This window comes from Pseudonocardia aurantiaca, from assembly GCF_039526725.1.
In the GTDB taxonomy this organism is placed as follows: domain Bacteria; phylum Actinomycetota; class Actinomycetes; order Mycobacteriales; family Pseudonocardiaceae; genus Pseudonocardia; species Pseudonocardia aurantiaca.
Genome location: NZ_BAAAJG010000011.1, coordinates 119,431 through 139,039 on the forward strand (window position 1 = coordinate 119,431; position 19,609 = coordinate 139,039).

Sequence of the window (19,609 nt, forward strand, 5' to 3'; positions counted from 1 at the left end):
ACTCCGCGAACTCCAGACCCTGCTCAGCGTCTGGACCGGCGCCTGCCGCACCTGCCTGCAGCCCATCCCGACTCGACGCCCGACCCCAACAGACACGACATAACCAAGCACTCCTAGACGCCTGCTATGAGCACTTCAAGGGAGGGGAGCGCGCCGCCGCCCGGGTACCTCGACGTCTGCAGCCGACCCCTCGGAGGAGGACGTGATGGGCCGAGGCGGCAAGAACACGGCGGACGACGACGCGGCTGGCACGACGACGTCCGGCGTCGGCCGCGCCAGCACCCGGGGTCCGCGCGGCCGCGACCGCCTGGACGTGTTCGAGCACATCGACGACATGCGGGTGATCGACGACGCCGACGACGACCCGGTGCTCATCGGTCCGGACGGCGAGCCGCTCGAGACGTGGCGGGAGGGTTACCCGTACGACGAGCGGATGTCCCGGGCCACCTACGACAGGTTCAAGCGGCCCCTGCAGATCGAGCTGCTCAAGCTGCAGTACTGGGTGAAGGACACCGGGCAGAAGATCGTCATCCTGTTCGAGGGCCGCGACGCCGCGGGCAAGGGCAGCACGATCAAGCGGTTCATGGAGCATCTGAACCCGCGCGGGGCCCGGGTCGTGGCGCTGGCCAAACCCTCCGAACGCGAGGCGACGGAGTGGTACTTCCAGCGCTACATCGCCCACCTCCCCGCGGGCGGGGAGATCGTTCTGTTCGACCGCAGCTGGTACAACCGGGCAGGCGTCGAACGGGTCATGGGCTTCACCGATCCGCGGGACTACATGGAGTTCCTGCGCGAGGTGCCCGAGCTGGAGCGCATGCTCGTCCGCAGCCACATCCATCTGATCAAGCTCTGGTTCTCGGTGTCGCGAGGCGAGCAGCGGACCCGGTTCATCATCCGCCAGATCGACCCCGTCCGGCAGTGGAAGCTCAGCCCGACCGACCTCGCCTCGCTCGACAGATGGGACGAGTACACCGAGGCGAAGGAGGCGATGCTCTTCTACACCGACACCGCGGACGCGCCTTGGACCGTGATCAAGGGCAACGACAAGAAGCGCGCCCGGCTCGAGGCCATGCGCTACGTGCTGAGCCATTTCGACTACCCGGAGAAGGACGCGGAGGTCGTGGGGAGGCCGGACCCGCGCATCGTGGGGTCCGCCATGGCTCTGTTCGAGGCCGACGAGCGGCCCCACCGGTTCCCCCCGCTCACGCTGGGTCACGATCAGCATTGATCCCCGGAGAAGGCCCTCCGGCCGCGGAGAGGCGGCGCGGAGGGCCTTCGTCGTGCGGCCCCTTCGTCGTGCGACGGGTCAGCTCGCCGACATCTGCGGCTTGAGGACGACCTTCGTCCAGCCGTTCTCGCGAGCGTCGAAGGCCTTGTACGCTTCCGGGGCGCGTTCGAGTGGCAACTCGTGGGACACGATCCAGGATGGCGTGCACTTGTTCTCGTGGATGAGGCTGCGCAGGTTGCGGTTGTACCGCTTCACCGGGCACTGGCCGGCCCCCTGCGCCTGGCCTTTGAACCAGTGCAGCCCGAAGTCGAACGGGACCTTGCCCTGCTTCTCGAACTCGTCCGGGGCCTTCGGGTCCTGCGGGACGTAGACGCCGACCGTGCCGATCCGGCCGGTGAACTTCACCGAGCGGACAAGTTTGTCGAGCGTGTCGTTGTTGTGCTCCTGGCCCATTGGATCGTGCGCCTGGTATCCGACGCATTCGCACCCGCAGTCGGCTCCCCATCCGTTCGTCTGGTCCAGCACGAACTGGACGGGGTCGACCTTGGAGTCGTCGATCGGGATGGCGCCGATCTCCTCAGCGAGCCGGAGCCGGTCGGGATGCCGGTCCACGATCCACACCCGCGATGCGCTCTTCAGGGTGGCCGAGAGCGCGGCCATCAGCCCGACGGGGCCGGCGCCGTAGATCACCACGGTGTCGCCGGGGTAGAGCCCGGCCATCTCGGTCGAGTGCCAGCCGGTCGGGAAGATGTCGGACAGCATCACGTAGTCGTTCTCCCGGTCGCGGGCGTCCTCGGGAAGCCGCAGGGCGTCGAAGTCGGCCCACGGCACGCGCAGGTACTCGGCCTGACCGCCCTGCCAGGGGCCCATGTCGGCGAACCCGTACGCGGCCCCGGCGATGCCGGGCGTGTTGGCGGTAAGGCAGTAGTTGGTCAGCTGGCGCTCGCAGTTGCGGCAATGCCCGCAGCTCACGTTGAAGGGCGCGGAGACCATGTCGCCGACCTTGATCTTCTCAACGGCGTCGCCGACCTCGACGACCTCGCCGAGGTTCTCGTGGCCGAACACCCGCCCCGGTTCGAAGCTGGTCCGGCCCTCGTACATGTGCAGGTCCGAACCGCAGATGTTCGTGCTCGTGATGCGCACGATCGCGTCGGTCGGTTTCTCGATCCTCGGGTCCGGCACCTGCTCCACTCGGACGTCTCGCGGGCTGCGGTACACGACTGCCTTCATTCGGGAGTTCCGTCCTTCCGGGTCACGTCACGGCCTAATCGGCTCACATTGCGGTTGAGGCGATCGTGCGCATTACGGAAGGGCTGGCGCATCGGCCCGAGAGGACGAAGCCCGGGACCGCAACCTGCCCGCGTGGGCGGCCGACGCGCAGCCGATCCGTGCGGTTGATCAGCGCATTCGCCATCAGGACCGCAGCGAACGTGCGGAACCGGACGGTGATCGCGCCGCCTGGCGATCGATCCCGCTAGTGCGCTGACCACCTACGTTCGTCGTGTTTGATCATGCGGCGGCTGCTCGCGGGCCAGAACGGTGTGGTTGGGATGGTTCGAGGCGCCCATGACGAAGGTGCGCAACGACCCGAACTGGGCCTCGATCGGGTTGGCCCGGGAGGCGTTGGTCGGGGTGAAGCACAATTCGACCTTGTTGCGCGCCGCCCACGCCCGGATCGCAGGGGGTCTTGTTCGCCGCCAGGTTGTCCATGATCACGTGGATGGGGGCGCCGTCCGGTCGAGCAGCCCGGATGGACTTGAGCGCGGCGAGGGTGTGGTCGTCGCCCTTGCGGCGCCGGAGGACACCCACAGCTGGTCAACTCCGAGGCTGCAGCAGCCGTGGAAGTGCGGATCCCGTGCGTGCGGGTATAGGTCGTCGGCAGCCGGGTCGGGCGCGACTCGGGCGCCCAGGGGCTGCCGTGACACGGCCGGATCGAGAGCGGCCCGAACTGGTAGAACGCGAAACAGAGGTGCGGGAACCGGCTGGTCACCTCCTCGATCCGATCCAGCTTGGCGTCCTTGTCCGGGTCGGTGGACTCCTTCCAGGTTCGGGTCCGCTGGGAACGACACCCGGTGCTCGCCCAGCAGCTGACGCAGCCGTCCACGACCGATCCGTACCGGCGGGTCCGGGTTCTCGGCTAGATATGCCAGAAGGCGTACGCCTCCGATACCGGTATGCGGATGGTTGTCGTGGCGGTGACTCCACGGGGCTGATCCTCGGGTGATCTGGAGCGGACGACCAGGTCGCCGTCGGCTCGACGCATCGGAACGTCAAATCGGGAACCTCGCCCGATGGCACCCACGCCCATTTCGACGGGCGACTGCGCCGGAAACCGCGGAACGCGCCCCCGCAGCAGCCCCTGCACCTGGGTCGCAGAACCTGATCCGACCCGTCGTGTCATGCCTCTTCCGTCGAGTTGGTAGGGCCAGGCCGGTGCCCGTTCCCAGGTCGTGGGCCGAATCTTGAGATACCACTGCGGGCCAGGAGGACCTGTGCAGTACAAGGAGTTCATCAACGCCGTAGGGCGACGCGCCGGGCTGCCGCGCGATGAGGCCGAGGCCTTGACCCACGCCACCCTGCGGGTGCTGGCAGAACGAATCAGCGGCGGCGAAGCCGAGGACCTCAAGGCTCAGATGCCGAAAGAGCTTCAGCCGGACCTCATCCCGCCGCAGGAGGAGGCGCAACGCTTCGGCGCCGACGATTTCGCGCGACGCGTCGCGCGATGGACCGGGATCAGCGAGGCGGACGCCGGCGCGGGCGTGACCGCCGTGCTCGCCACGATCCGGGACGCGGTCGACCCCGGCGAGTTCGACGACGTCCTGGCCCAGCTGGGCCGGGAGTTCGCCGAACTCGTGGACGCGGCGACCTAGTCGGCCGGCATCGCCCACGGGCAGCAGAAGGCGCTGCGCGTGGGTCGCGATAACCCCGTTCTCACGGTTGGCCGGCCGCTTATGCCGAGGTGTGCGGCCCACCGGCCAGAAATGCTCGTCACCAGGTGGAGCAACGAGGAGAGGGGATCACCCGGATGACCGCCACATACCTCTGCGCGCCCCCGGACACACGTCCGAGGGAACCCGATCTCGAGCCGACGGGGCACCAGGAACCGGAGCCCGGCCTCCCGGAACGACGATCACCCGCGCCTGAGCGCCGGCGCACCAACCAGTACGCGCATCTCACCCCGCTGTTCGCCGAGCTCGCCCGGCTGCCCGCAGGGGATCGCCGCAGCGCCGAACTGCGTGAGCAGCTGATCATCGAGCACCTGCCCGTGGCCAAACACATCGCCCAGCGCTACGCCCACCGGCGCGAGCTCCTCCAGGACCTGGAGCAGGTGGCTACGGTCGGCCTGATCCATGCAGTCGACCGCTTCAACCCCGACCTGGGCCACGCGTTCCTGACCTTCGCGGTTCCGACGATCAACGGCGAGGTTCTGCGCTGGTTCCGCGACCGGCTGTGGATGGTCCGGGTGCCACGGCGGCTCAAGGAGCTGCACGTCGCCATCCCCGCTGCCGTCGCCGCGCTGAGCCAGGAACTCGGCCGGGCCCCGTCGTCCACGGAGATCGCCGACCGCCTCGACGTCCCGGTCACCGATGTCGTCGACGGCCTCCAGGTGAGGAATGCATATCGCTGCATGTCCCTGGACGAACCGGCCGGCAACGGAGCCAAGACCAGTAGGGCGCCCCGCTTCGCCGCCGCGATGGGCAGCCTCGACCCGGGCGTCGCGCTCGTTGAGAACCGGGAGTCGCTCATCCCGCTGATCGACGCGTTGTCCGAGCGGGAACGCCGGATCGTCCTCATGCGGTTCTTCGGGGACATGACCCAGAGCCAGATCGCCCGTGAGGTCGGCATTTCCCAGATGCACGTGTCGCGCCTGCTGACCGCGACCCTGGCCAGGCTGCGCCGCGCCATGACCGTCGACGCCTGAGCTTCGAGCATGACTGCCACCGGTCCGGCAGACCTACCGGCCCGACCCACGGCCGCGTTGCCCGTCGGGGCGCCGCTACGGCACCGCGTGTTCCGTGCATTGTGGGTGGCGCAGTTCGTCGCGAACATCGGAACCTGGGCGCAGCTCGTCGCCGCGCAGTGGTTGATGGGCGACCTGATTCAGAGCGGGCTCGCCGTGGCGCTCGTCCAGACCGCGATGACGCTGCCGGTGTTCCTGCTCGTCGTGCCCGCCGGGGCGCTCGGCGACATCGTCGACCGGCGGGTTCTGCTGTTCACCGGCCAGTTCGTCATGGCTCTCGCAGCCGGCTGCCTCGCAGCGTTCACTGCTCTCGGCACCGTCAGTCCCGGGCTGCTTCTCGGGATGACCGCGGCACTGGGCGTTGGGCAGGCGCTGTCGGTGCCGTCGTTTCAGGCTGTACAGCCCGAGCTCGTCGGCCGCCGGAACATCGAGGCGGCTGCGCTTCTCAACGGGGCCAACGGCAACCTCGCGCGGGCCGTCGGGCCGGCGCTGGGCGGGCTGCTCATCGCGGCCGCGGGCCCGGAGGCCGCGTTCGCGCTCAACGCCGCATCGTTCATCGGCGTGCTGGCCGTTCTCGCCGCATGGCGTCGTGTGAGGTCGCACCTCTCGCGCTGGGCGCCGAGCGGTTGTTCACGGCGGTGCGGACAGGCGGCCGGTACGTCCGGCACGCACCGCTGCTGCGCGCGGTGCTCGCCCAGACCGCGCTGTTCATGATCTTCGGCAGCGCGGTCTGGGCGCTCCTGCCGGTCGTCGCCAGGGGCCCGCTGCAGCTGGGCGTGGGCGGCTACGGACTGCTGCTCGGGGGAGCCGGAGTCGGGGCCGTACTCGGGGCGCTGGTGGTACCCATGGTTCGCACGCGCGTCGGTCCTGGCGTCGTTGTCGCCGCGTCGACGCTGGCGTATGCCGCGGCCGTGCTCGTCACTGGTGCGACGCGTGCGGTACCGCTCGTCGCAGTCGCGATGGTGGTCACCGGAATCGGGTGGGTCACGGTAATGTCGGTCTCGGGCCGGAACACGACCGCCCGGCCCGAGTCGGCGCCGAGCGTGCCCGTCCGGTACGTGACCTCGACCGCCCCGTTCAACGGGACCGCGACGGTGTACCCGGCCGCGTACCCGGCCGCCTCGGCGGGCAGCCGAACGTGCGTCGCGTGGTCGCATCGGATCCTGCGGACGCCCACCGGATGGGGCGTCGCGTCCGACGACGGCACCTCAACCCACGACGACCTCCTGGGATTCGTTCACGGGTTGTCCTCCGCCTCGAACAGCGATGCAGTGATCCGACGGAAGGTGGGCCGGCCGGAGCACCCGTCGGTTCTCGTGATCCTGCGCCGCGCGCGCCCGCGCGTACCGTCCCGGCGGCACCAGGTCGGGTCCGTCAACTCGTCCCGGCAGCACAGCTTCGGTAGCGGGTTGCGGAGCCCGTCCACGTCGAGGTCGGAAGGAGGACGGTGTCGTTCACACGGTCGAGCGGAGGCGACCACTGCAGTGCGATGGGCACCGCGTCCGGCAACCCCCCGACGGCGTCAGCGTCAACGGGTTGCCGTCCGGAGCGCGACTGGTCGGTGCCGACGGCCGCGGCCAGTCGACGGTGATCTCCTAGAGCAGCATCTGGAACAGGTCGAACCCGCGCTCCCAGTGCCGGGTCGACGGGTTCGTGACATCGGGGTCGACGATCCGGAATGACCGGGCCAGCGCGATGCTGATTCCCCCGAAGACCTCGGGGAGCATGTCCTCGGTCTCCTCGCTGAACGTCACGTCGGCGGGGGGCCGGCGCACCACGCCCCGCAGCAGCTGCCGGATCTCGTCGGCCTCGTCGAGCTTGTCGAACTCGCGCATCCGCTCCTGCAGGCCCTTCGTGATCGGCAGGTCCTGCGGGGCGATGATGTCCCGGCCGTTCCAGCTGGCGGAGTTGCGGCCGGCGATCGCGATGTCGTCGATCTTCTGGTCGACGAACGTGCGGAATCGCCGCAGATCGTCCTTGTCGACGTCGACGCGCCCCGCCGAGCGGAAGAACCGCTTGAACTCCGGTATCCCGGTCACGCCGGTCACGTCGGTCATGCCTTCTCCTCCGAGCCCATCTGTCACTGTGTCGTCGCCAGGTGCTCGTGCACCAGGCGCACCGCCATGGCGCCCTCGCCCACCGACGAGGCCACCCGCTTGATGGATCCGCTCCGGACGTCCCCCGCCGCGAACACGCCGGGCAGGGTGGTCTCGAGGAACAACGGGTCGCGTCCGTCGGTCTCCTCCGCGGCCCGCGCACGGCCCGCGGCCGATCCGGTCAGGATGTAGCCACCCGAGTCGAGGGCCACCGACTCCGGGAGCCACGACGTGCACGGGTCACCGCCGATGAACACCATGAGGTCGCGAGCGGGCAGGCGCTGCCGCTCCCCGGTCGCGGTGTCCTCGACGACCACGGCCCCGAGCCTGCCGTTCTCGCCCTGAAGCTCCCGGACCTCGGTGTGCAGGTGCACCTGGATGCGCGGATCACGGATGATCCGGTCGGCCAGGTAGCGGGACATCTGCTCGTCGAGCCGGGGCTCCCGGACCACCAGATGGACCTCACCGGCATGGTCGGCGAGGAACACGGCCGCCTGTCCCGCCGAGTTGCCGCCACCGACGACCACCACCGGGTCACCGACGCACTGCTGGGCCTCGATCGGGGTGGCCGCGTAGTAGACGCAGGTGTCCTCGAACTCCTCCATCCGAGGGACCGGAAGCCTCCGGACCCGCACCCCGGTCGCGACGATGACGGAGCGCCCGAGCACCTCACCGCCGTCGGCGAGCCGCAGCGCGTACTCGCCGTCGCGCTGCTCCAGGCCTACGACCTCCGCCGGCACGGTCCGCCTGGCACCGAACTTCTCGGCCTGCAGCGCCGCGCGCTCCGCGAGCTCGCCCCCGGAGATCCCGGCGGGGAAGCCGAGGTAGTTCTCGATCCGCGACGTCCGGGCGGCCTGCCCGCCCGCGGCGACGGCCTCGAGTACCCCGGTGTCGAGCCCCTCCGACGCCCCGTAGACCGCGGCCGCGAGCCCCGCGGGTCCGGCGCCGACGATCACCAGGTCGCAGACCTCCTCCTTCGCGTCGAGCTCCCGCAGCGAGAACATCGCAGCCAGCTCGGCGATGGACGGGTTGCGCAGCAGCCGGTTCTGGTACAGCACGACCGGCGTGTCCTCGGGGCCCACCCCCAGTTCGCGGAGCAGCCGCTCGGCCGACGGATCGGTCTCGAGGTCGACGAACCGATGCGGGAGGCGGTTGCGGGCGGCGAACTCGCGCAGGTTCCGCGTGCCGGCAGAGTACCGGGACCCGACGATCCGGAACCCGATCCCCTCACCGAGGGCCAGCGAGCGCCGGATCAGGTAGGCACGCAGCACCTCGTCGCCGAAGGCGGGGTCGGCCTCCGCATACGCGCGGAGGCGGTCGGCCGGGATCGCGAGCACCTCCCCCGGGTCGACGACGACAGTGGTGAAGAACGCGACCTGCCCGGTCAGCACACCGAGCTCGCCGAGGAAACGCCCTGATCCGTGCACGCGGGCCACCCGCTGATCGGGGCATCCGAACGCCTCGACCACCGCGACGCGGCCGGAGAGGACCACGTAGAAGATGGTCTCCGGCTCGCCCTCGGCGATGAGCACCTCGCCGCGCGACGTGGGCCGGCGTTCGCCCAGTGTCTCCAGGGACCGGATCCGCGACTCCTCGAGCCGGGGGTAGCCCCCGGAGAGGTCGGGTGTCTCGTCGGGCGGCACGTTCGCGAGCAGCTCCTCGACTCCGTGGCTGCCGGTTCGGGCGGTAGGGGCCATCATGCCAACGCCTCGTCGACGTAGCACCATCGCCAGTTCTCGCCCGGTTCGAACGACCGGACGATCGGGTGGCCCACAAGGGCGGCATGCGCGCGGGCGTGCCGGTTCGGCGACGAGTCGCAGCATCCCACGTGCCCGCAAGTCAGGCACAGCCGCAGATGCACCCACGGCGATCCGATCCGCAGACAGTCCTCGCATCCCTCCGGAGTGCGCGGCACGACGTCGTCGCGAACGAAGGCCAGATGCGGGTCGGGACCGACGGGGGCCCAGTCAGCGGTCACCGCGAGCCTCCGTCCGACGCCCGCCCGAACAGCAGCGCCAGCCCGATCCCGAGGCTCCCGTCGTCGACGTCCCACTTGGAGACCCCGGCGTCGAGGATGTAGGCGTCGGTCGGCAGCCGCAGCGGCAGCTGCCAGAGGCGATCGCGCAGTCTCATGACGTGCCGTCCTGGTTCGGTTTCAGCGCCTGGTCGAGCCAGTTGCGTAACGCCGGCACCGGCGCGGCGCCGGCCTGGCGGGCGACCACCTCCCCGTCGCGCATCACCAGCAACGTCGGCACGGCGCGCACCTCGAAGCGCTGCGCCAGCCGGGGCGCGGCGTCGATCTCGACCTTCACCAGCTTGATGTCGCCGGCCCGTTCGGTGGCCAGCTGCTCCAGGGCGGGGCTCACCATCCGGCAGGGCCCGCACCACGTCGCCCAGAGGTCCACCACCACCGGGACCGGGGACCGCTCCGCGACTTCGGCGAAGTCGTCGTCGCCCGCGTCGGCGATCCACGGCAGGAGGTTGTGGCAGTTCCCGCATTTCGGCACGCCCGCGGCCGCGGCGGGCACCCGGTTGCGCCGCCCGCAGTTCGGGCAGGTCACAACACTCGTTCGCGGCTTCGCCGGGGCGCTCATGTCTGCGCCCCCACCACGTGATGGGTGATGACGATCTGATCGCCCTCGACGTCGACCCGCAGCGTCGAGCCCTCGGTCAGCCCCTCACGCAGCAACGCGCGGGCGATGCGGGTCTCCACCTCGCGGGCGATGAACCGGCGCAGCGGCCGGGCACCGTAGACCGGGTCGTAGCCCGCGCGCGCAATGAAGCGGCGGGCCTCCTCACCGACCTCGAGCGTGATGTTGCGATCCGCGAGCCGGTTGCGCAGCTCGCCGAGCATCAACTCGACGATGTGCTCGATCTCGCCCAGGGTTAGCGGGGTGAACAGCACCGTGTCGTCGACCCTGTTGAGGAACTCGGGCCGGAAGTGGCTCCGCAGCTCGGCCAGCACGAGCTCCCGGGCCTCGGGCTTGAGCTGGCCGTCCGGGGTGACACCGTCGAGCAGGTACTGGGACCCGATGTTCGACGTCATGATGATCACCGTGTTGCGGAAGTTGACGGTGCGGCCCTGCGCATCGGTGAGCCGGCCGTCGTCGAGCACCTGCAGCAACGTGTTGAACACGTCCGCGTGCGCCTTCTCGATCTCGTCGAAGAGCACCACGGCGTACGGCCGCCGCCGCACGGCCTCGGTGAGCTGCCCGCCCTCCTCGTAGCCGACATACCCCGGCGGAGCACCGACCAGCCGCGACACCGTGTGCCGCTCCTGGTACTCGCTCATGTCGATCCGGACCATGTTGTCCTCGGAGTCGAACAGCGCCTCGGCCAGCGCCTTGGCCAGCTCCGTCTTCCCGACCCCGGTCGGGCCCAGGAAGATGAACGAACCGGTCGGCCGGCGGGGGTCCTTGACCCCGGAACGGGCCCGGATGATCGCGTCCGCGACGGCCTGCACCGCCTCGTCCTGACCGACGACGCGCTGGTGCAGCACCTCATCGAGGCGCAGCAGCTTCTCCCGCTCCCCCTCGGTCAGCCGGGACACCGGAATCCCGGTCCACACCGAGACGATCTCGGCGATCTCCTCGGCCGTGACCACCTCGCGCAGAAGCGAGTGCTCGCCTTGCTTCTCGGAGAGCCGCTGCTCCTCCGCCTCCAGCTTGCGTTCCAGCTCGGCGAGCCTGCCGTAGCGCAGCTCGGCCGCCCGGTTGAGGTCGTAGGACCGCTCCGCCTCCTCGATCTCGCGGCGCACCTGCTCGAGCTCCGCCCGCAGCTCCTGCACCCGCCTGATTGCCTGGCGCTCCGCGTCCCACTGCGCGCGCATGGCGTCGGCCTCGCTGCGCAGGTCGGCCAGCTCGCGGCGGAGCTGGTCGAGCCGGGCGATCGACGCCGGGTCCTCCTCCTTCGAGAGCGCGGCCTCCTCGATCTCCAGCCGCATCACCTTGCGCGTGATCTCGTCGAGCTCGGCGGGCATGGAGTCGATCTCGGTGCGCAGCCGGGCGCAGGCCTCGTCCACGAGGTCGATGGCCTTGTCGGGCAGGAACCGGTCGGTGAGATAGCGATGGCTCAGCGTCGCCGCAGCGATCAGGGCCCCGTCCAGGATCCGGACGCCGTGGAAGACCTCGAGCCGCTCGCGCAGCCCGCGCAGGATCGACACCGTGTCCTCGACGCTCGGCTCGTCGACGTAGACCGGCTGGAAGCGGCGCTCCAGCGCGGCGTCGGACTCGATGCGCTTGCGGTACTCCTGCACCGTCGTCGCGCCGATCATGTGCAGCTCGCCGCGAGCGAGCATCGGCTTGAGCATGTTGCCGGCGTCCATCGCGCCTTCCGCGGCGCCGGCCCCCACCACGTTGTGCAGCTCGTCGATGAACAGCAGGATCCGGCCCTCGGCCCCCTTGACCTCCGCCAGCACGGCCTGCAGCCGCTCCTCGAACTCGCCGCGGTACTTAGCCCCGGCCACGAGCAGGCCCATGTCCAGGGCGAAGATCGTCCGGTCGCGCAGCCCCTCCGGCACGTCGCCGTTCACGATGCGCTGGGCCAGGCCCTCGACGATCGCGGTCTTGCCGACGCCGGGGTCACCGATGAGCACCGGGTTGTTCTTCGTCTTGCGCGACAGGATCTGCACCACGCGGCGGATCTCGGCGTCCCGGCCGATCACCGGGTCCAGCCGGCCCGAACGCGCCGACTCTACGAGGTCGATGCCGTACTTCACGAGCGCCTCGTACGTTCCCTCGGGCGTGGCCGAGGTGACGCGCTGGTTGCCGCGCACCCTGGTCAGCGCGGAGAGGAACGCGTCGCGGGTGACGCCGTGCTTGGCGAGCACCCGCCCCGCCCCGGTCGCGGAACCCTCCTCGACGAGCGCGACGAGCAGGTGCTCGACCGAAACGTACTCGTCCTTCATCCGGCGGGCCTCGCGCTCGGCGGCCTCGAGCACCCGGGCCAGCCGCTGGGTGACCGTGACCTGCCCCGGCTGGGTGGCCGGACCGGTGGTCCGCGGCTTGCGGGAGAGCTCGGGCTCCAGATCCGAGCGCAGGGCCCGCTCGTCGACGCCCATGGCGGCGAGCAGCCGGGGTACCAGCCCGTCGGTCTGGTCGAGCAGCGCGAGCAGCAGGTGCTCGCCGTCGACCTCGGTGTGGCCGGCCCGCGTCGCGAGATCCTGCGCGGCCGACAGTGCCTGCTGGGACATCTGGGTCAGGCGGTTCAGGTCCATTGCGCGCTCCGCGTCTGGTCGCTGTCGGTGGGTTCGGGGCCGGCCGGCGGGCGCAGCGGTTCGGTGCGCCCGCGGATGCGCAGCTCGGTCTCCAGTTCGGTGATGCGGTCGAGCAGGTCGACGACGAGGCCGAGCGCCGCGTAGTTGAGCGGCAGCGCGGCCCGCAGCCGCTGCAGCCGGGCGACTGCTGCGACCTGCGACGTGGTGAACCACAGACGCCCGTCGGCATCGCGCACGGCCGGCACCAGGCCGAGCGCGACGAACCGCCGGAGGAGGTCGGGGTGCAGCCCGACGCGCCTGGCAAACTCCTCCTGGCGCATCCGGCCGCGTTCCGACGCCCGCGCCCGCCGGCTGCGGACAGGCAGGTACTGCACGGTCATCGGTTTCCCCTCCTCCCGTCGGAACCGGGGCGGCGCGGATCGAATGTGGACGCCGCGGCCAGCTCGGAGAACAGCTCGCGCTCCCTGTCGGTGAGCCGGGACGGCACCATGATCTTGACCTCGGCGTAGAGGTCACCCGGCTTGCCGCGCGGGTCGGGCATGCCCTCCCCGCGCAGCCGCAGCCGCCGGCCGGTGGACGTTCCCGGCGGGACGGTCACCTTGGTCTCGCCGCCGGGGGTCGAGACCGGGACGTCGGCCCCGAGGGCGCCCTCCCAGGGCGCCAGCGGCAGGTCGACCACGATGTCCTTGCCCTCGACCCGGAACCGGGGGTGCGGCAGCAGGCGAACGACGAGATAGAGGTCGCCTGCCTGGCCGCCGCCCATCCCACGACCGCCCTCGCCGGACAGCCTGATCCGCTTGCCATCGGTGACGCCGGGCGGGATCGTCACTGTGTAGGTCCGCGGGCCGTCCGGGCCGTTGAGCGTGATCTGCCTGCGGCCGCCGCGGTAGGCCTCCTCCACGGTGAGTGAAAGCTCCGCCTCCTGGTCGGCGCCCGCCACCGGGCCTCCACGGCCCCGGCCTCGGCCGCCGCCGAACATCCCGCCGAGGAGGTCCTCGATGTCGACGCCCCCGAAGCCCCCGCCGTAACCGCCGCCGAAGTCGGGACCGTCGCCGCCACCTGTCGACCAGGTGTAGCTGCGACCGCCGCCGCCTCCGCCGCCGAAGGGTGACCGGCCCGCGCCGGCACCGACGCGCTCCTCCCAGTCCTCCGGGACCTGTCGGAAGTCCTCGCCGAAACGGTCGTAGCGCTTGCGCATCTCCGGGTCGGACAGCACCTGGTAGGCCTCGTTGACCTCCTTGAACCGCTCCTCGGCGCCCGGGTCCCTGTTGACATCGGGATGGTTCTGCCTGGCCAGCCGCCGGAACGCCTGCTGCAACTCCTCGGGGCCCGCGTCACGGGACACCCCGAGCGTCTCGTAGTAGTCGCGGGCCATCAACTAGTCCCCCGGACTCTGCGCCACGGTCACCGATGCCGGCCGCAACTGGCGGCCTGGGCCGCCGTAGCCGGGCCTGACGACCTCGGCCACCGAGCCCGGGGCAGCCCCACCGCCGTTGGGCTCGACCACACCCACCACCTCGTGGCGGCTCGGGTCGAACGGCACCCCGGTCTCGTCCTCGCGGCGATACCCGAGCCCGGCCAGTACGGCGAGGGCCTGCTCGCGCAGGGTCCGGATGCCTTCGATGATCGACCGCGGGTCGGATCCGGCGTGCTCGAGGGCCCGGTCGATGGTGTCGAGCACCGGCAGGAACGCCGAGGCAACGAGCTCACGCTCGGCCTCCCGTTCCCGCCCGAGCTCGCGGGCATACCGCTTGCGCAGGTTGTCCAGGTCTGCGACGGCCCGAAGCCAGCGATCCTCCAGCTCGGCGGCGTCCAGCCCGGGCCGGCCCTCCGGCCGGTCCTCGGCCCGGTCCTCCGGGGATCGGGTCGGGGTGGCTGATCCCGCGACCCGATCCGTCCCGGTCCGCTCCTCCGGCGCTGCCGTGCCTTCCTGGCCGGTGACGGCGCGTGCGGCGGGCTGGCCGGGCGTCCTGTCCGGTGCGTGTTCGGTCATGAGTGCGCCTCAGCTACGGTCGAACTCGGCGTCGATCACGTCGTCGTCGGTCTCGCTTGTGGCGCTCTCGCTGCCGCCACCCTGTGCGCCCCCGGGGCCGCCCGCTCCGGCCGACACCGCGCTCAGGCCGGCGAACACCTGCTGGAGCTCGGCGGTCAGCTCGCGCGCCCGGTCCAGCGGCGCCTGTTCCTCCACCGCCCGCCGGGCGTCCGCCACGAGCATCTCCGCGCGGGCCCGCTCGTGCGACGGCGCGGCGTCGCCGAGCTCGTCGAGACGGCGCTGCACCTGGTAAGCGACGCTGTCGAGCTCGTTGCGCGCGTCGACCTCCTGGCGCAGCTGCTGGTCCGAGGTCCGGTTGCGTTCGGCCTCCTGCACCATCCGATCCACCTCGGAGGTGTCCAGGTTGGTGCTCTCCGAGATCGTGATGCCCTGTTCGGCGCCGGTGTTCTTGTCCCGAGCGGTGACGTTGAGGATCCCGTTCGCATCGATGTCGTAGACGACCTCGATCTGCGGTTCACCCCGCGGCGCCGGCCGGATGTCCTGGAGCCGGAACCGGCCCAGCACCCGGTTGTCGGACGCGCGCTCACGCTCGCCCTGCAGCACCACCACGTCGACGGCGGGCTGGTTGTCCGCAGCCGTGGAGAACGTCTCGCTGCGCCGGACCGGGATCGTCGTGTTGCGATCCACGACCCGGGTCATGACGCCGCCCTGCGTCTCCACACCCAGCGACAGCGGGGTGACGTCGAGCAGGAGGACGTCGGACACGTCGCCCTTCAGCACACCAGCCTGGATTCCCGCACCGACCGCGACGACCTCGTCGGGGTTCACGGTCATGTTCGGTTCCTTGCCACCGGTGAGGCGGCGAACCAGGGCCTGTACCGCCGGGATCCGGGTGGACCCGCCGACGAGGATCACCTCGTCGATGTCGTCGGGCCCGACCTTGGCGTCCGCCATCGCTTGCTTGACCGGCTCCATCGTGCGTTCCACGAGATCGCGGGTGAGCTCTTCGAACGTCGAGCGCATCAGCGTCATCGTGAGGTGCTTGGGACCGTTCGCGTCGGCGGTGACGAAGGGCAGGTTGACCTGGGTCTGGGTGACCGAGCTCAGCTCGATCTTCGCCCTCTCCGCGGCCTCGTAGAGCCGCTGCAACGCCTGCGGGTCCTTCCGCAGGTCGATGCCGTTGTCCTTCTGGAACTGCTCGGCCAGGTGGTCGACGATGCGCCGGTCGAAGTCGTCGCCGCCCAGGTGCGTGTCACCTGCGGTGGCCCGTACCTCCACCACACCGTCGCCGACATCGAGGATGCTGACGTCGAACGTGCCGCCCCCGAGGTCGAACACCAGCACCGTCTCGTGCTGGCGCTTGTCCAGCCCGTAGGCCAGCGCCGCCGCGGTCGGCTCGTTGATGATCCGAAGGACCTCGAGTCCCGCGATCTTCCCGGCGTCCCGCGTCGCGGTCCGCTGGGCGTCGTTGAAGTACGCCGGCACGGTGATCACGGCCTCGGTCACGCGCTCGCCGAGGTGGCGCCCGGCGTCGTCGGCGAGCTTGCGCAGGATCAGCGCGCTGATCTCCTCCGGGGCGTACAGCTTGTCGCGGACCTTGATCCGCGCGTTGCCGTGCTCGTCCGGCACCACGTCGTAGGTGACCTGCTGCGCCTCCTCCTCGACCTCCTCGAAGCGCCGGCCGATGAAGCGCTTGACGGAGTAGATCGTTCCCTTCGGGTTGAGGATCGCCTGCCGGCGGGCGAGCTGGCCGACCAGGCGCTCGCCGTTCTCCGTGAACGCCACCACCGAGGGCGTCGTGCGCGAGCCCTCCGCGTTGGGGATGACGGCGGCCTCGCCGCCCTCCCACGCCGCGATCACCGAATTGGTCGTTCCGAGATCGATACCAGCAGCGCGGGGCATTTCAGACCCCCGTCGCAACTAGTTGGAGCGCTTCGTCGGCCACCTCGTCGTCGACGACCACCTCGAACCGTTGCGGGCGCATCATCACCACGGAGGCGAAATCGCGACGGCCACCCTGCAGCGCATAGATGATCACTGCGACGATCGCCCCGATGACGGCGCCGATGATCAGTCCGTACACGGCCAGCAGCAGGCCCGCGATCAGCGGGTTGACCCAGCTGAAGATCCCGAACAGCCACCCGATCAGTGCGCCGGGAACAGCGCCGCTCAGCGCGCCGCGCCACGCGGCCCGCGGGTAGTCCATCTTTCCGGTGACCTGCTCGACCGTCTGCAGGTCCTGACCGATGATCGCCACCCGATCGACCGGGAACCCCAGATCGGAGAGACGGTCGACGACCCGTTCGGCGTCCTCGTACCTGGTGAACGATCCGATCGGCCGCCGGGGCCGCCGCTCCGGGTCGGCCGGGCTCTCGGGGGACCATGCGCTGCTGGCTGCCCGACCCTGCGGTCCGGCTGCCTGCTTTCCGGTGTCTCGCGGCTCCTCGATCATGACAACCTCCCGATCAGACGGTGGTCCGGTCGGCCGCCGAAGCGGTCTCCGACCCGGTAGTTGCGCTGGAGGCGGCGCCGTGTGGGGGCGCACCCTCGGACGTGTCGGCGGCACCGAGCTGCACCCGGCGCGGCTCGCTCGCCTCGCTGACCGGGATCCTCAGTGTCAGCACGCCGTCACGGGTGTCCCCGGACATGCGGTGTGAATCGAGGTTGTCCCCGAGGAACAGCTGGCGGCTGAACTCGCCGTAGGGCCGCTCGTCGATGATGACCTCGTCGCCCTCCTGGTGCGCGGGCGCGCGGCGGGCCCGCACGCTGACCACATTGCGCTCGACCGTCACGTCGATGTCTTCAGGATGGACGCCGGGCACATCCAGAAAAACAAGGAACTCGTCGCCCCGACGCAGCGCCGCCATGGGCATGCTGCGTGTTGCACGGGCACCGACGGAAAGGGCCTGATCGGCCAGCCGTTCCAATTCAAGGAACGGATCGAATCGCATCAGAGTCACAGAGTTCCTCCTGTCGGGCCAACCGAGTTTCGCCAACTGTCGCACCGCTGCTGGCACGCGGCATCGGTCCGCCGGACGCAACCTCGGTCGGGGTACTCGGCCTACCAGGTCCATCAACCCCCCGCGACCTGCGCCGTCCCGGGGCGCCGCTCACCCCTTGTCGATCGCCTGCGACCGTGTGCAGGACGACCTGGGGCGGGCGCCCCGCAACCGGTGACACAGCATCGCCGCCGTGGAAATCCATGCCGAGGGGCCGGACGCTTTTCCGGTCATACCCCGGGTCCGCCGGGTTGACCGGTTCAGCTGCCCTTCGACTCCTCGGGTCCAGTCGCATAAACTGGTGGCTCGGCATTGTTCGTCCGGACCGAATACCGCCGAGTATCGGAGAGCTGATGATTCTGGTGACGGGGGCGACGGGCCAGGTGGGCCTGCGCCTGGTCGAGGAGTTGAACGATGCGCGCGTCGCCGTGACGGCCATGGTCCGCGCCGAGGCGAAGGCCCTGGACCTGCCGCCCTCGGTGGACCACGTGGTGGCCACGCTCGACGATCCACCCCCTGCGGAAGTACTGCGGGAGTTCGACCGCGTCTTCCTCATGAGCCCCTCGCACGAGGAGCAGGCCGAACTGGAGGTGGGGTTCGTGGACGCCCTCGTCACTGCCGGGCACCGGCCACGCGTCGTCAAGCTCGCCGCCGACGGATTCCAGGAGTTGGACTGCACTGTGCGCTTCATGCGCAGCCACCGTCAGATCGCCATGCATCTCGAGCGGACCGGCCTCCCCGTCACCTACCTGGCGCCGAACCTGTACATGGAGAACCTGCTCTCGGCGACGGACACGATCCGGGAGCGGGGTCTGATCCTCGCGCCGGCCGGAGGCGGCCGCGTCGGGTTCGTGGCGGTCAGCGACGTCGCGGCGGTGGCCGCGCGGGCCCTCACAGACGGCGACCCGCCGGACATCCAGGTGATCACGGGGCCGGAGGCGCTCGACTACGCCGATGTCGCCGCTCGGGTCTCCGCCGTCTTCGCCCGCCAGGTCGACTACGCCGACATCCCGGCCGAGGAGGCCCGGTCGATGATGCTCGACGACGGCGTTCTGCCGTGGCAGGCCGAGGGCATGCTTGAGCTCTTCGAGTGGATCTCCTGCGGAGGCTGCGACACGGTCACCGACACCGTCCGCACAACGGCCGGTGAGGATGCCCGCACTCTGGAGCACTGGCTGAACGAGCAACGCGGGGCGTTCATCGGGCGATGGCCGGGAATTTCCGCGCCGCGCTTCTGAGGGCTCAGATCTAGGCGAGGAACAACCGCTCGAGCCCGATTATCTTGAGTTGTTCGAGCAACTCCTTGCGCCCGTCGCACGTCAGCGCCAACTCGACGCCCTGCAGAAGGCAGTCGTCCTGCATGCGACGGAGAATCACCAGTCCGGTCGACCCCAGCAGGTCGACCAGGGAGAGGTCCACGATCAGTCGTACCGGGCGGTCCACCAGCTCTCGACGAAGTGCCCGTTCCAGATCCGCCCCCGTGAAGGCGTCGATCCCGCCGAGGACGTGAACGACGTTCGTCCCCGGGTTTCGTTCTCTACGGTCGTTGTCACGGGTAGGTCGTCTTCTCCCAGGAAGCTCGACATTCATTCAGAGCACTGTCTCGGAGTGGAACCACGTTCCTCTTCAATATCCGACTCCTCTCGCCGCACGCCCGTCGCCTCGCCTTCGATCGAGATGACCGTGCACCACGAGGCCCGCGGTGGACACCGGCCTGACAGGGCGGGTTCGACGCAGTCCGGTGCACCGCGACGGGCTCCGGCTGGTCGGGATCTCGGTGCGCGGGCCCGGTCGGGTCGCGGAGTTCCTCGACGAGGACGGCGCACAAGCCCTCGGAATACACCGCAGTACGGTGTCCTATCGCACCTACCGGATAGGTGAGCTCACCCGGCTCGACCTCCGCGGAAACCCGACTCAACATGCACACTGCCACCCGAGCCCTCGTCCGAGTCGCGACGACTCGCAACTCCCCTCCGTATGATCACGCCACCGCTTCCCGGATAGAGCAGAGTGAGAATGCACGTCCGTGCCGCGTTCGGGACCCTGCCGGGCCTGGCGAGACGAACACGGGTGCCGATTCTCGCGCTGCCGGACCGAGGCGCGCGTAGACACCGGGC

Annotated in this window: 21 protein-coding genes; 7 read left to right on the forward strand and 14 right to left on the reverse strand. The window is 70.2% G+C overall.

Annotated features, from left to right (window positions below):
• Nucleotides 1-334: 334 nt before the first annotated feature.
• On the forward strand, nt 335-1,228 hold the full coding sequence (gene ppk2 / locus ABD143_RS18360) for a polyphosphate kinase 2 (protein ID WP_343980287.1): 894 nt from the start codon (nt 335-337) through the stop codon (nt 1,226-1,228).
• Nucleotides 1,229-1,306: 78 nt separating this feature from the next.
• Here ppk2 and ABD143_RS18365 read toward each other — a convergent pair whose 3' ends face one another.
• A complete protein-coding gene (locus ABD143_RS18365; protein WP_343979478.1) occupies nt 1,307-2,458 on the reverse strand; it encodes a glutathione-independent formaldehyde dehydrogenase in 1,152 nt (383 codons plus the stop codon).
• Between the two features lie 1,262 nt (nt 2,459-3,720).
• On the opposite strand from ABD143_RS18365, the gene ABD143_RS18370 reads away from it, so the two are divergent.
• The 4 genes from ABD143_RS18370 to ABD143_RS18385 all read left to right on the forward strand — a co-directional run bounded on the left by ABD143_RS18370 (nt 3,721) and on the right by ABD143_RS18385 (nt 6,871).
• Nucleotides 3,721-4,098, forward strand: coding sequence for a DUF2267 domain-containing protein (locus ABD143_RS18370; RefSeq protein WP_343979481.1), 378 nt, complete (start codon nt 3,721-3,723; stop codon nt 4,096-4,098).
• Nucleotides 4,099-4,253: 155 nt separating this feature from the next.
• The gene (locus ABD143_RS18375; protein WP_343979484.1) at nt 4,254-5,150 is read left to right on the forward strand and encodes a SigB/SigF/SigG family RNA polymerase sigma factor; all 897 of its coding nucleotides are present in this window, start codon (nt 4,254-4,256) and stop codon (nt 5,148-5,150) included.
• A gap of 9 nt (nt 5,151-5,159) precedes the next feature.
• Nucleotides 5,160-5,903, forward strand: a complete 744-nt coding sequence (locus ABD143_RS18380) for an MFS transporter (RefSeq protein ID WP_343979488.1) — start codon at nt 5,160-5,162, stop codon at nt 5,901-5,903.
• Complete coding sequence (locus ABD143_RS18385) at nt 5,828-6,871, forward strand: MFS transporter (protein ID WP_343979491.1); 1,044 nt, start codon at nt 5,828-5,830, stop codon at nt 6,869-6,871. Before ABD143_RS18380 ends, ABD143_RS18385 begins: the two co-directional genes overlap by 76 nt.
• Here ABD143_RS18385 and ABD143_RS18390 read toward each other — a convergent pair.
• The 12 genes from ABD143_RS18390 to ABD143_RS18445 are packed head-to-tail and all read right to left on the reverse strand — an operon-like array spanning nt 6,785 to nt 17,444.
• Complete coding sequence (locus ABD143_RS18390) at nt 6,785-7,246, reverse strand: DUF1931 family protein (protein WP_343979494.1); 462 nt, start codon at nt 7,244-7,246, stop codon at nt 6,785-6,787. The genes ABD143_RS18385 and ABD143_RS18390 overlap by 87 nt on opposite strands.
• A 23-nt stretch (nt 7,247-7,269) precedes the next feature.
• Nucleotides 7,270-8,985 carry an FAD-dependent oxidoreductase gene (locus ABD143_RS18395; RefSeq protein ID WP_343979497.1) on the reverse strand — a complete coding sequence of 572 codons (1,716 nt, stop codon included), beginning with the start codon at nt 8,983-8,985 and terminating at the stop codon, nt 7,270-7,272.
• Nucleotides 8,982-9,263 (reverse strand): UBP-type zinc finger domain-containing protein, encoded by a 282-nt coding sequence (locus ABD143_RS18400; protein ID WP_379659861.1) that lies wholly within the window; start codon nt 9,261-9,263, stop codon nt 8,982-8,984. Before ABD143_RS18400 ends, ABD143_RS18395 begins: the two co-directional genes overlap by 4 nt.
• Complete coding sequence (locus ABD143_RS18405) at nt 9,260-9,418, reverse strand: hypothetical protein (protein ID WP_343979500.1); 159 nt, start codon at nt 9,416-9,418, stop codon at nt 9,260-9,262. Before ABD143_RS18405 ends, ABD143_RS18400 begins: the two co-directional genes overlap by 4 nt.
• Nucleotides 9,415-9,879 carry a thioredoxin gene (trxA, locus tag ABD143_RS18410; RefSeq protein WP_343979503.1) on the reverse strand — a complete coding sequence of 155 codons (465 nt, stop codon included), beginning with the start codon at nt 9,877-9,879 and terminating at the stop codon, nt 9,415-9,417. The genes ABD143_RS18405 and trxA overlap by 4 nt, the downstream gene beginning before the upstream one ends.
• Nucleotides 9,876-12,500: an ATP-dependent chaperone ClpB gene (clpB, locus tag ABD143_RS18415; protein WP_343979506.1), complete on the reverse strand. Its 2,625-nt coding sequence runs from the start codon at nt 12,498-12,500 to the stop codon at nt 9,876-9,878. The genes trxA and clpB overlap by 4 nt, the downstream gene beginning before the upstream one ends.
• Nucleotides 12,491-12,880 (reverse strand): chaperone modulator CbpM, encoded by a 390-nt coding sequence (locus ABD143_RS18420; protein WP_343979508.1) that lies wholly within the window; start codon nt 12,878-12,880, stop codon nt 12,491-12,493. The genes clpB and ABD143_RS18420 overlap by 10 nt, the downstream gene beginning before the upstream one ends.
• Nucleotides 12,877-13,875, reverse strand: coding sequence for a DnaJ C-terminal domain-containing protein (locus ABD143_RS18425; protein ID WP_343979510.1), 999 nt, complete (start codon nt 13,873-13,875; stop codon nt 12,877-12,879). The genes ABD143_RS18420 and ABD143_RS18425 overlap by 4 nt, the downstream gene beginning before the upstream one ends.
• A 3-nt stretch (nt 13,876-13,878) precedes the next feature.
• Nucleotides 13,879-14,493: a nucleotide exchange factor GrpE gene (locus ABD143_RS18430; protein ID WP_343979512.1), complete on the reverse strand. Its 615-nt coding sequence runs from the start codon at nt 14,491-14,493 to the stop codon at nt 13,879-13,881.
• A 9-nt stretch (nt 14,494-14,502) separates the two neighbouring features.
• A complete protein-coding gene (dnaK, locus tag ABD143_RS18435; protein ID WP_343979515.1) occupies nt 14,503-16,395 on the reverse strand; it encodes a molecular chaperone DnaK in 1,893 nt (630 codons plus the stop codon).
• Nucleotide 16,396: 1 nt separating this feature from the next.
• Complete coding sequence (locus ABD143_RS18440; protein ID WP_343979518.1) at nt 16,397-16,945, reverse strand: general stress protein; 549 nt, start codon at nt 16,943-16,945, stop codon at nt 16,397-16,399.
• A 13-nt stretch (nt 16,946-16,958) separates the two neighbouring features.
• Nucleotides 16,959-17,444: an Hsp20/alpha crystallin family protein gene (locus ABD143_RS18445; protein ID WP_343979521.1), complete on the reverse strand. Its 486-nt coding sequence runs from the start codon at nt 17,442-17,444 to the stop codon at nt 16,959-16,961.
• A gap of 401 nt (nt 17,445-17,845) precedes the next feature.
• Between ABD143_RS18445 and ABD143_RS18450 the strand changes: the two genes are divergently transcribed.
• Nucleotides 17,846-18,730, forward strand: a complete 885-nt coding sequence (locus tag ABD143_RS18450) for an NmrA family NAD(P)-binding protein (RefSeq protein WP_343979524.1) — start codon at nt 17,846-17,848, stop codon at nt 18,728-18,730.
• Nucleotides 18,731-18,740: 10 nt separating this feature from the next.
• On the opposite strand, the gene ABD143_RS18455 is transcribed toward ABD143_RS18450, so the two are convergent.
• Nucleotides 18,741-19,082 carry an STAS domain-containing protein gene (locus ABD143_RS18455; RefSeq protein WP_343979527.1) on the reverse strand — a complete coding sequence of 114 codons (342 nt, stop codon included), beginning with the start codon at nt 19,080-19,082 and terminating at the stop codon, nt 18,741-18,743.
• Between the two features lie 187 nt (nt 19,083-19,269).
• Between ABD143_RS18455 and ABD143_RS38240 the strand changes: the two genes are divergently transcribed.
• On the forward strand, nt 19,270-19,473 hold the full coding sequence (locus ABD143_RS38240) for a helix-turn-helix domain-containing protein (RefSeq protein ID WP_379659871.1): 204 nt from the start codon (nt 19,270-19,272) through the stop codon (nt 19,471-19,473).
• Nucleotides 19,474-19,609: the final 136 nt, after the last annotated feature.

Bases quoted from the DNA above. Each gene is read 5' to 3' on its own strand.
- ABD143_RS18455 (WP_343979527.1), bottom strand. From the start codon at position 19,082: ATGAATGTCGAGCTTCCTGGGAGAAGACGACCTACCCGTGACAACGAC.
- dnaK (WP_343979515.1), bottom strand. From the start codon at position 16,395: ATGCCCCGCGCTGCTGGTATCGATCTCGGAACGACCAATTCGGTGATC.
- ABD143_RS18405 (WP_343979500.1), bottom strand. From the start codon at position 9,418: ATGAGACTGCGCGATCGCCTCTGGCAGCTGCCGCTGCGGCTGCCGACC.
- ABD143_RS18390 (WP_343979494.1), bottom strand. From the start codon at position 7,246: ATGACCGACGTGACCGGCGTGACCGGGATACCGGAGTTCAAGCGGTTC.
- ABD143_RS18365 (WP_343979478.1), bottom strand. From the start codon at position 2,458: ATGAAGGCAGTCGTGTACCGCAGCCCGCGAGACGTCCGAGTGGAGCAG.
- ppk2 (WP_343980287.1), top strand. From the start codon at position 335: ATGCGGGTGATCGACGACGCCGACGACGACCCGGTGCTCATCGGTCCG.
- ABD143_RS18450 (WP_343979524.1), top strand. From the start codon at position 17,846: ATGATTCTGGTGACGGGGGCGACGGGCCAGGTGGGCCTGCGCCTGGTC.
- ABD143_RS18395 (WP_343979497.1), bottom strand. From the start codon at position 8,985: ATGATGGCCCCTACCGCCCGAACCGGCAGCCACGGAGTCGAGGAGCTG.
- ABD143_RS18440 (WP_343979518.1), bottom strand. From the start codon at position 16,945: ATGATCGAGGAGCCGCGAGACACCGGAAAGCAGGCAGCCGGACCGCAG.
- clpB (WP_343979506.1), bottom strand. From the start codon at position 12,500: ATGGACCTGAACCGCCTGACCCAGATGTCCCAGCAGGCACTGTCGGCC.
- ABD143_RS18430 (WP_343979512.1), bottom strand. From the start codon at position 14,493: ATGACCGAACACGCACCGGACAGGACGCCCGGCCAGCCCGCCGCACGC.
- ABD143_RS18380 (WP_343979488.1), top strand. From the start codon at position 5,160: ATGACTGCCACCGGTCCGGCAGACCTACCGGCCCGACCCACGGCCGCG.
- trxA (WP_343979503.1), bottom strand. From the start codon at position 9,879: ATGAGCGCCCCGGCGAAGCCGCGAACGAGTGTTGTGACCTGCCCGAAC.
- ABD143_RS18375 (WP_343979484.1), top strand. From the start codon at position 4,254: ATGACCGCCACATACCTCTGCGCGCCCCCGGACACACGTCCGAGGGAA.
- ABD143_RS18420 (WP_343979508.1), bottom strand. From the start codon at position 12,880: ATGACCGTGCAGTACCTGCCTGTCCGCAGCCGGCGGGCGCGGGCGTCG.
- ABD143_RS18445 (WP_343979521.1), bottom strand. From the start codon at position 17,444: ATGCGATTCGATCCGTTCCTTGAATTGGAACGGCTGGCCGATCAGGCC.
- ABD143_RS18425 (WP_343979510.1), bottom strand. From the start codon at position 13,875: ATGGCCCGCGACTACTACGAGACGCTCGGGGTGTCCCGTGACGCGGGC.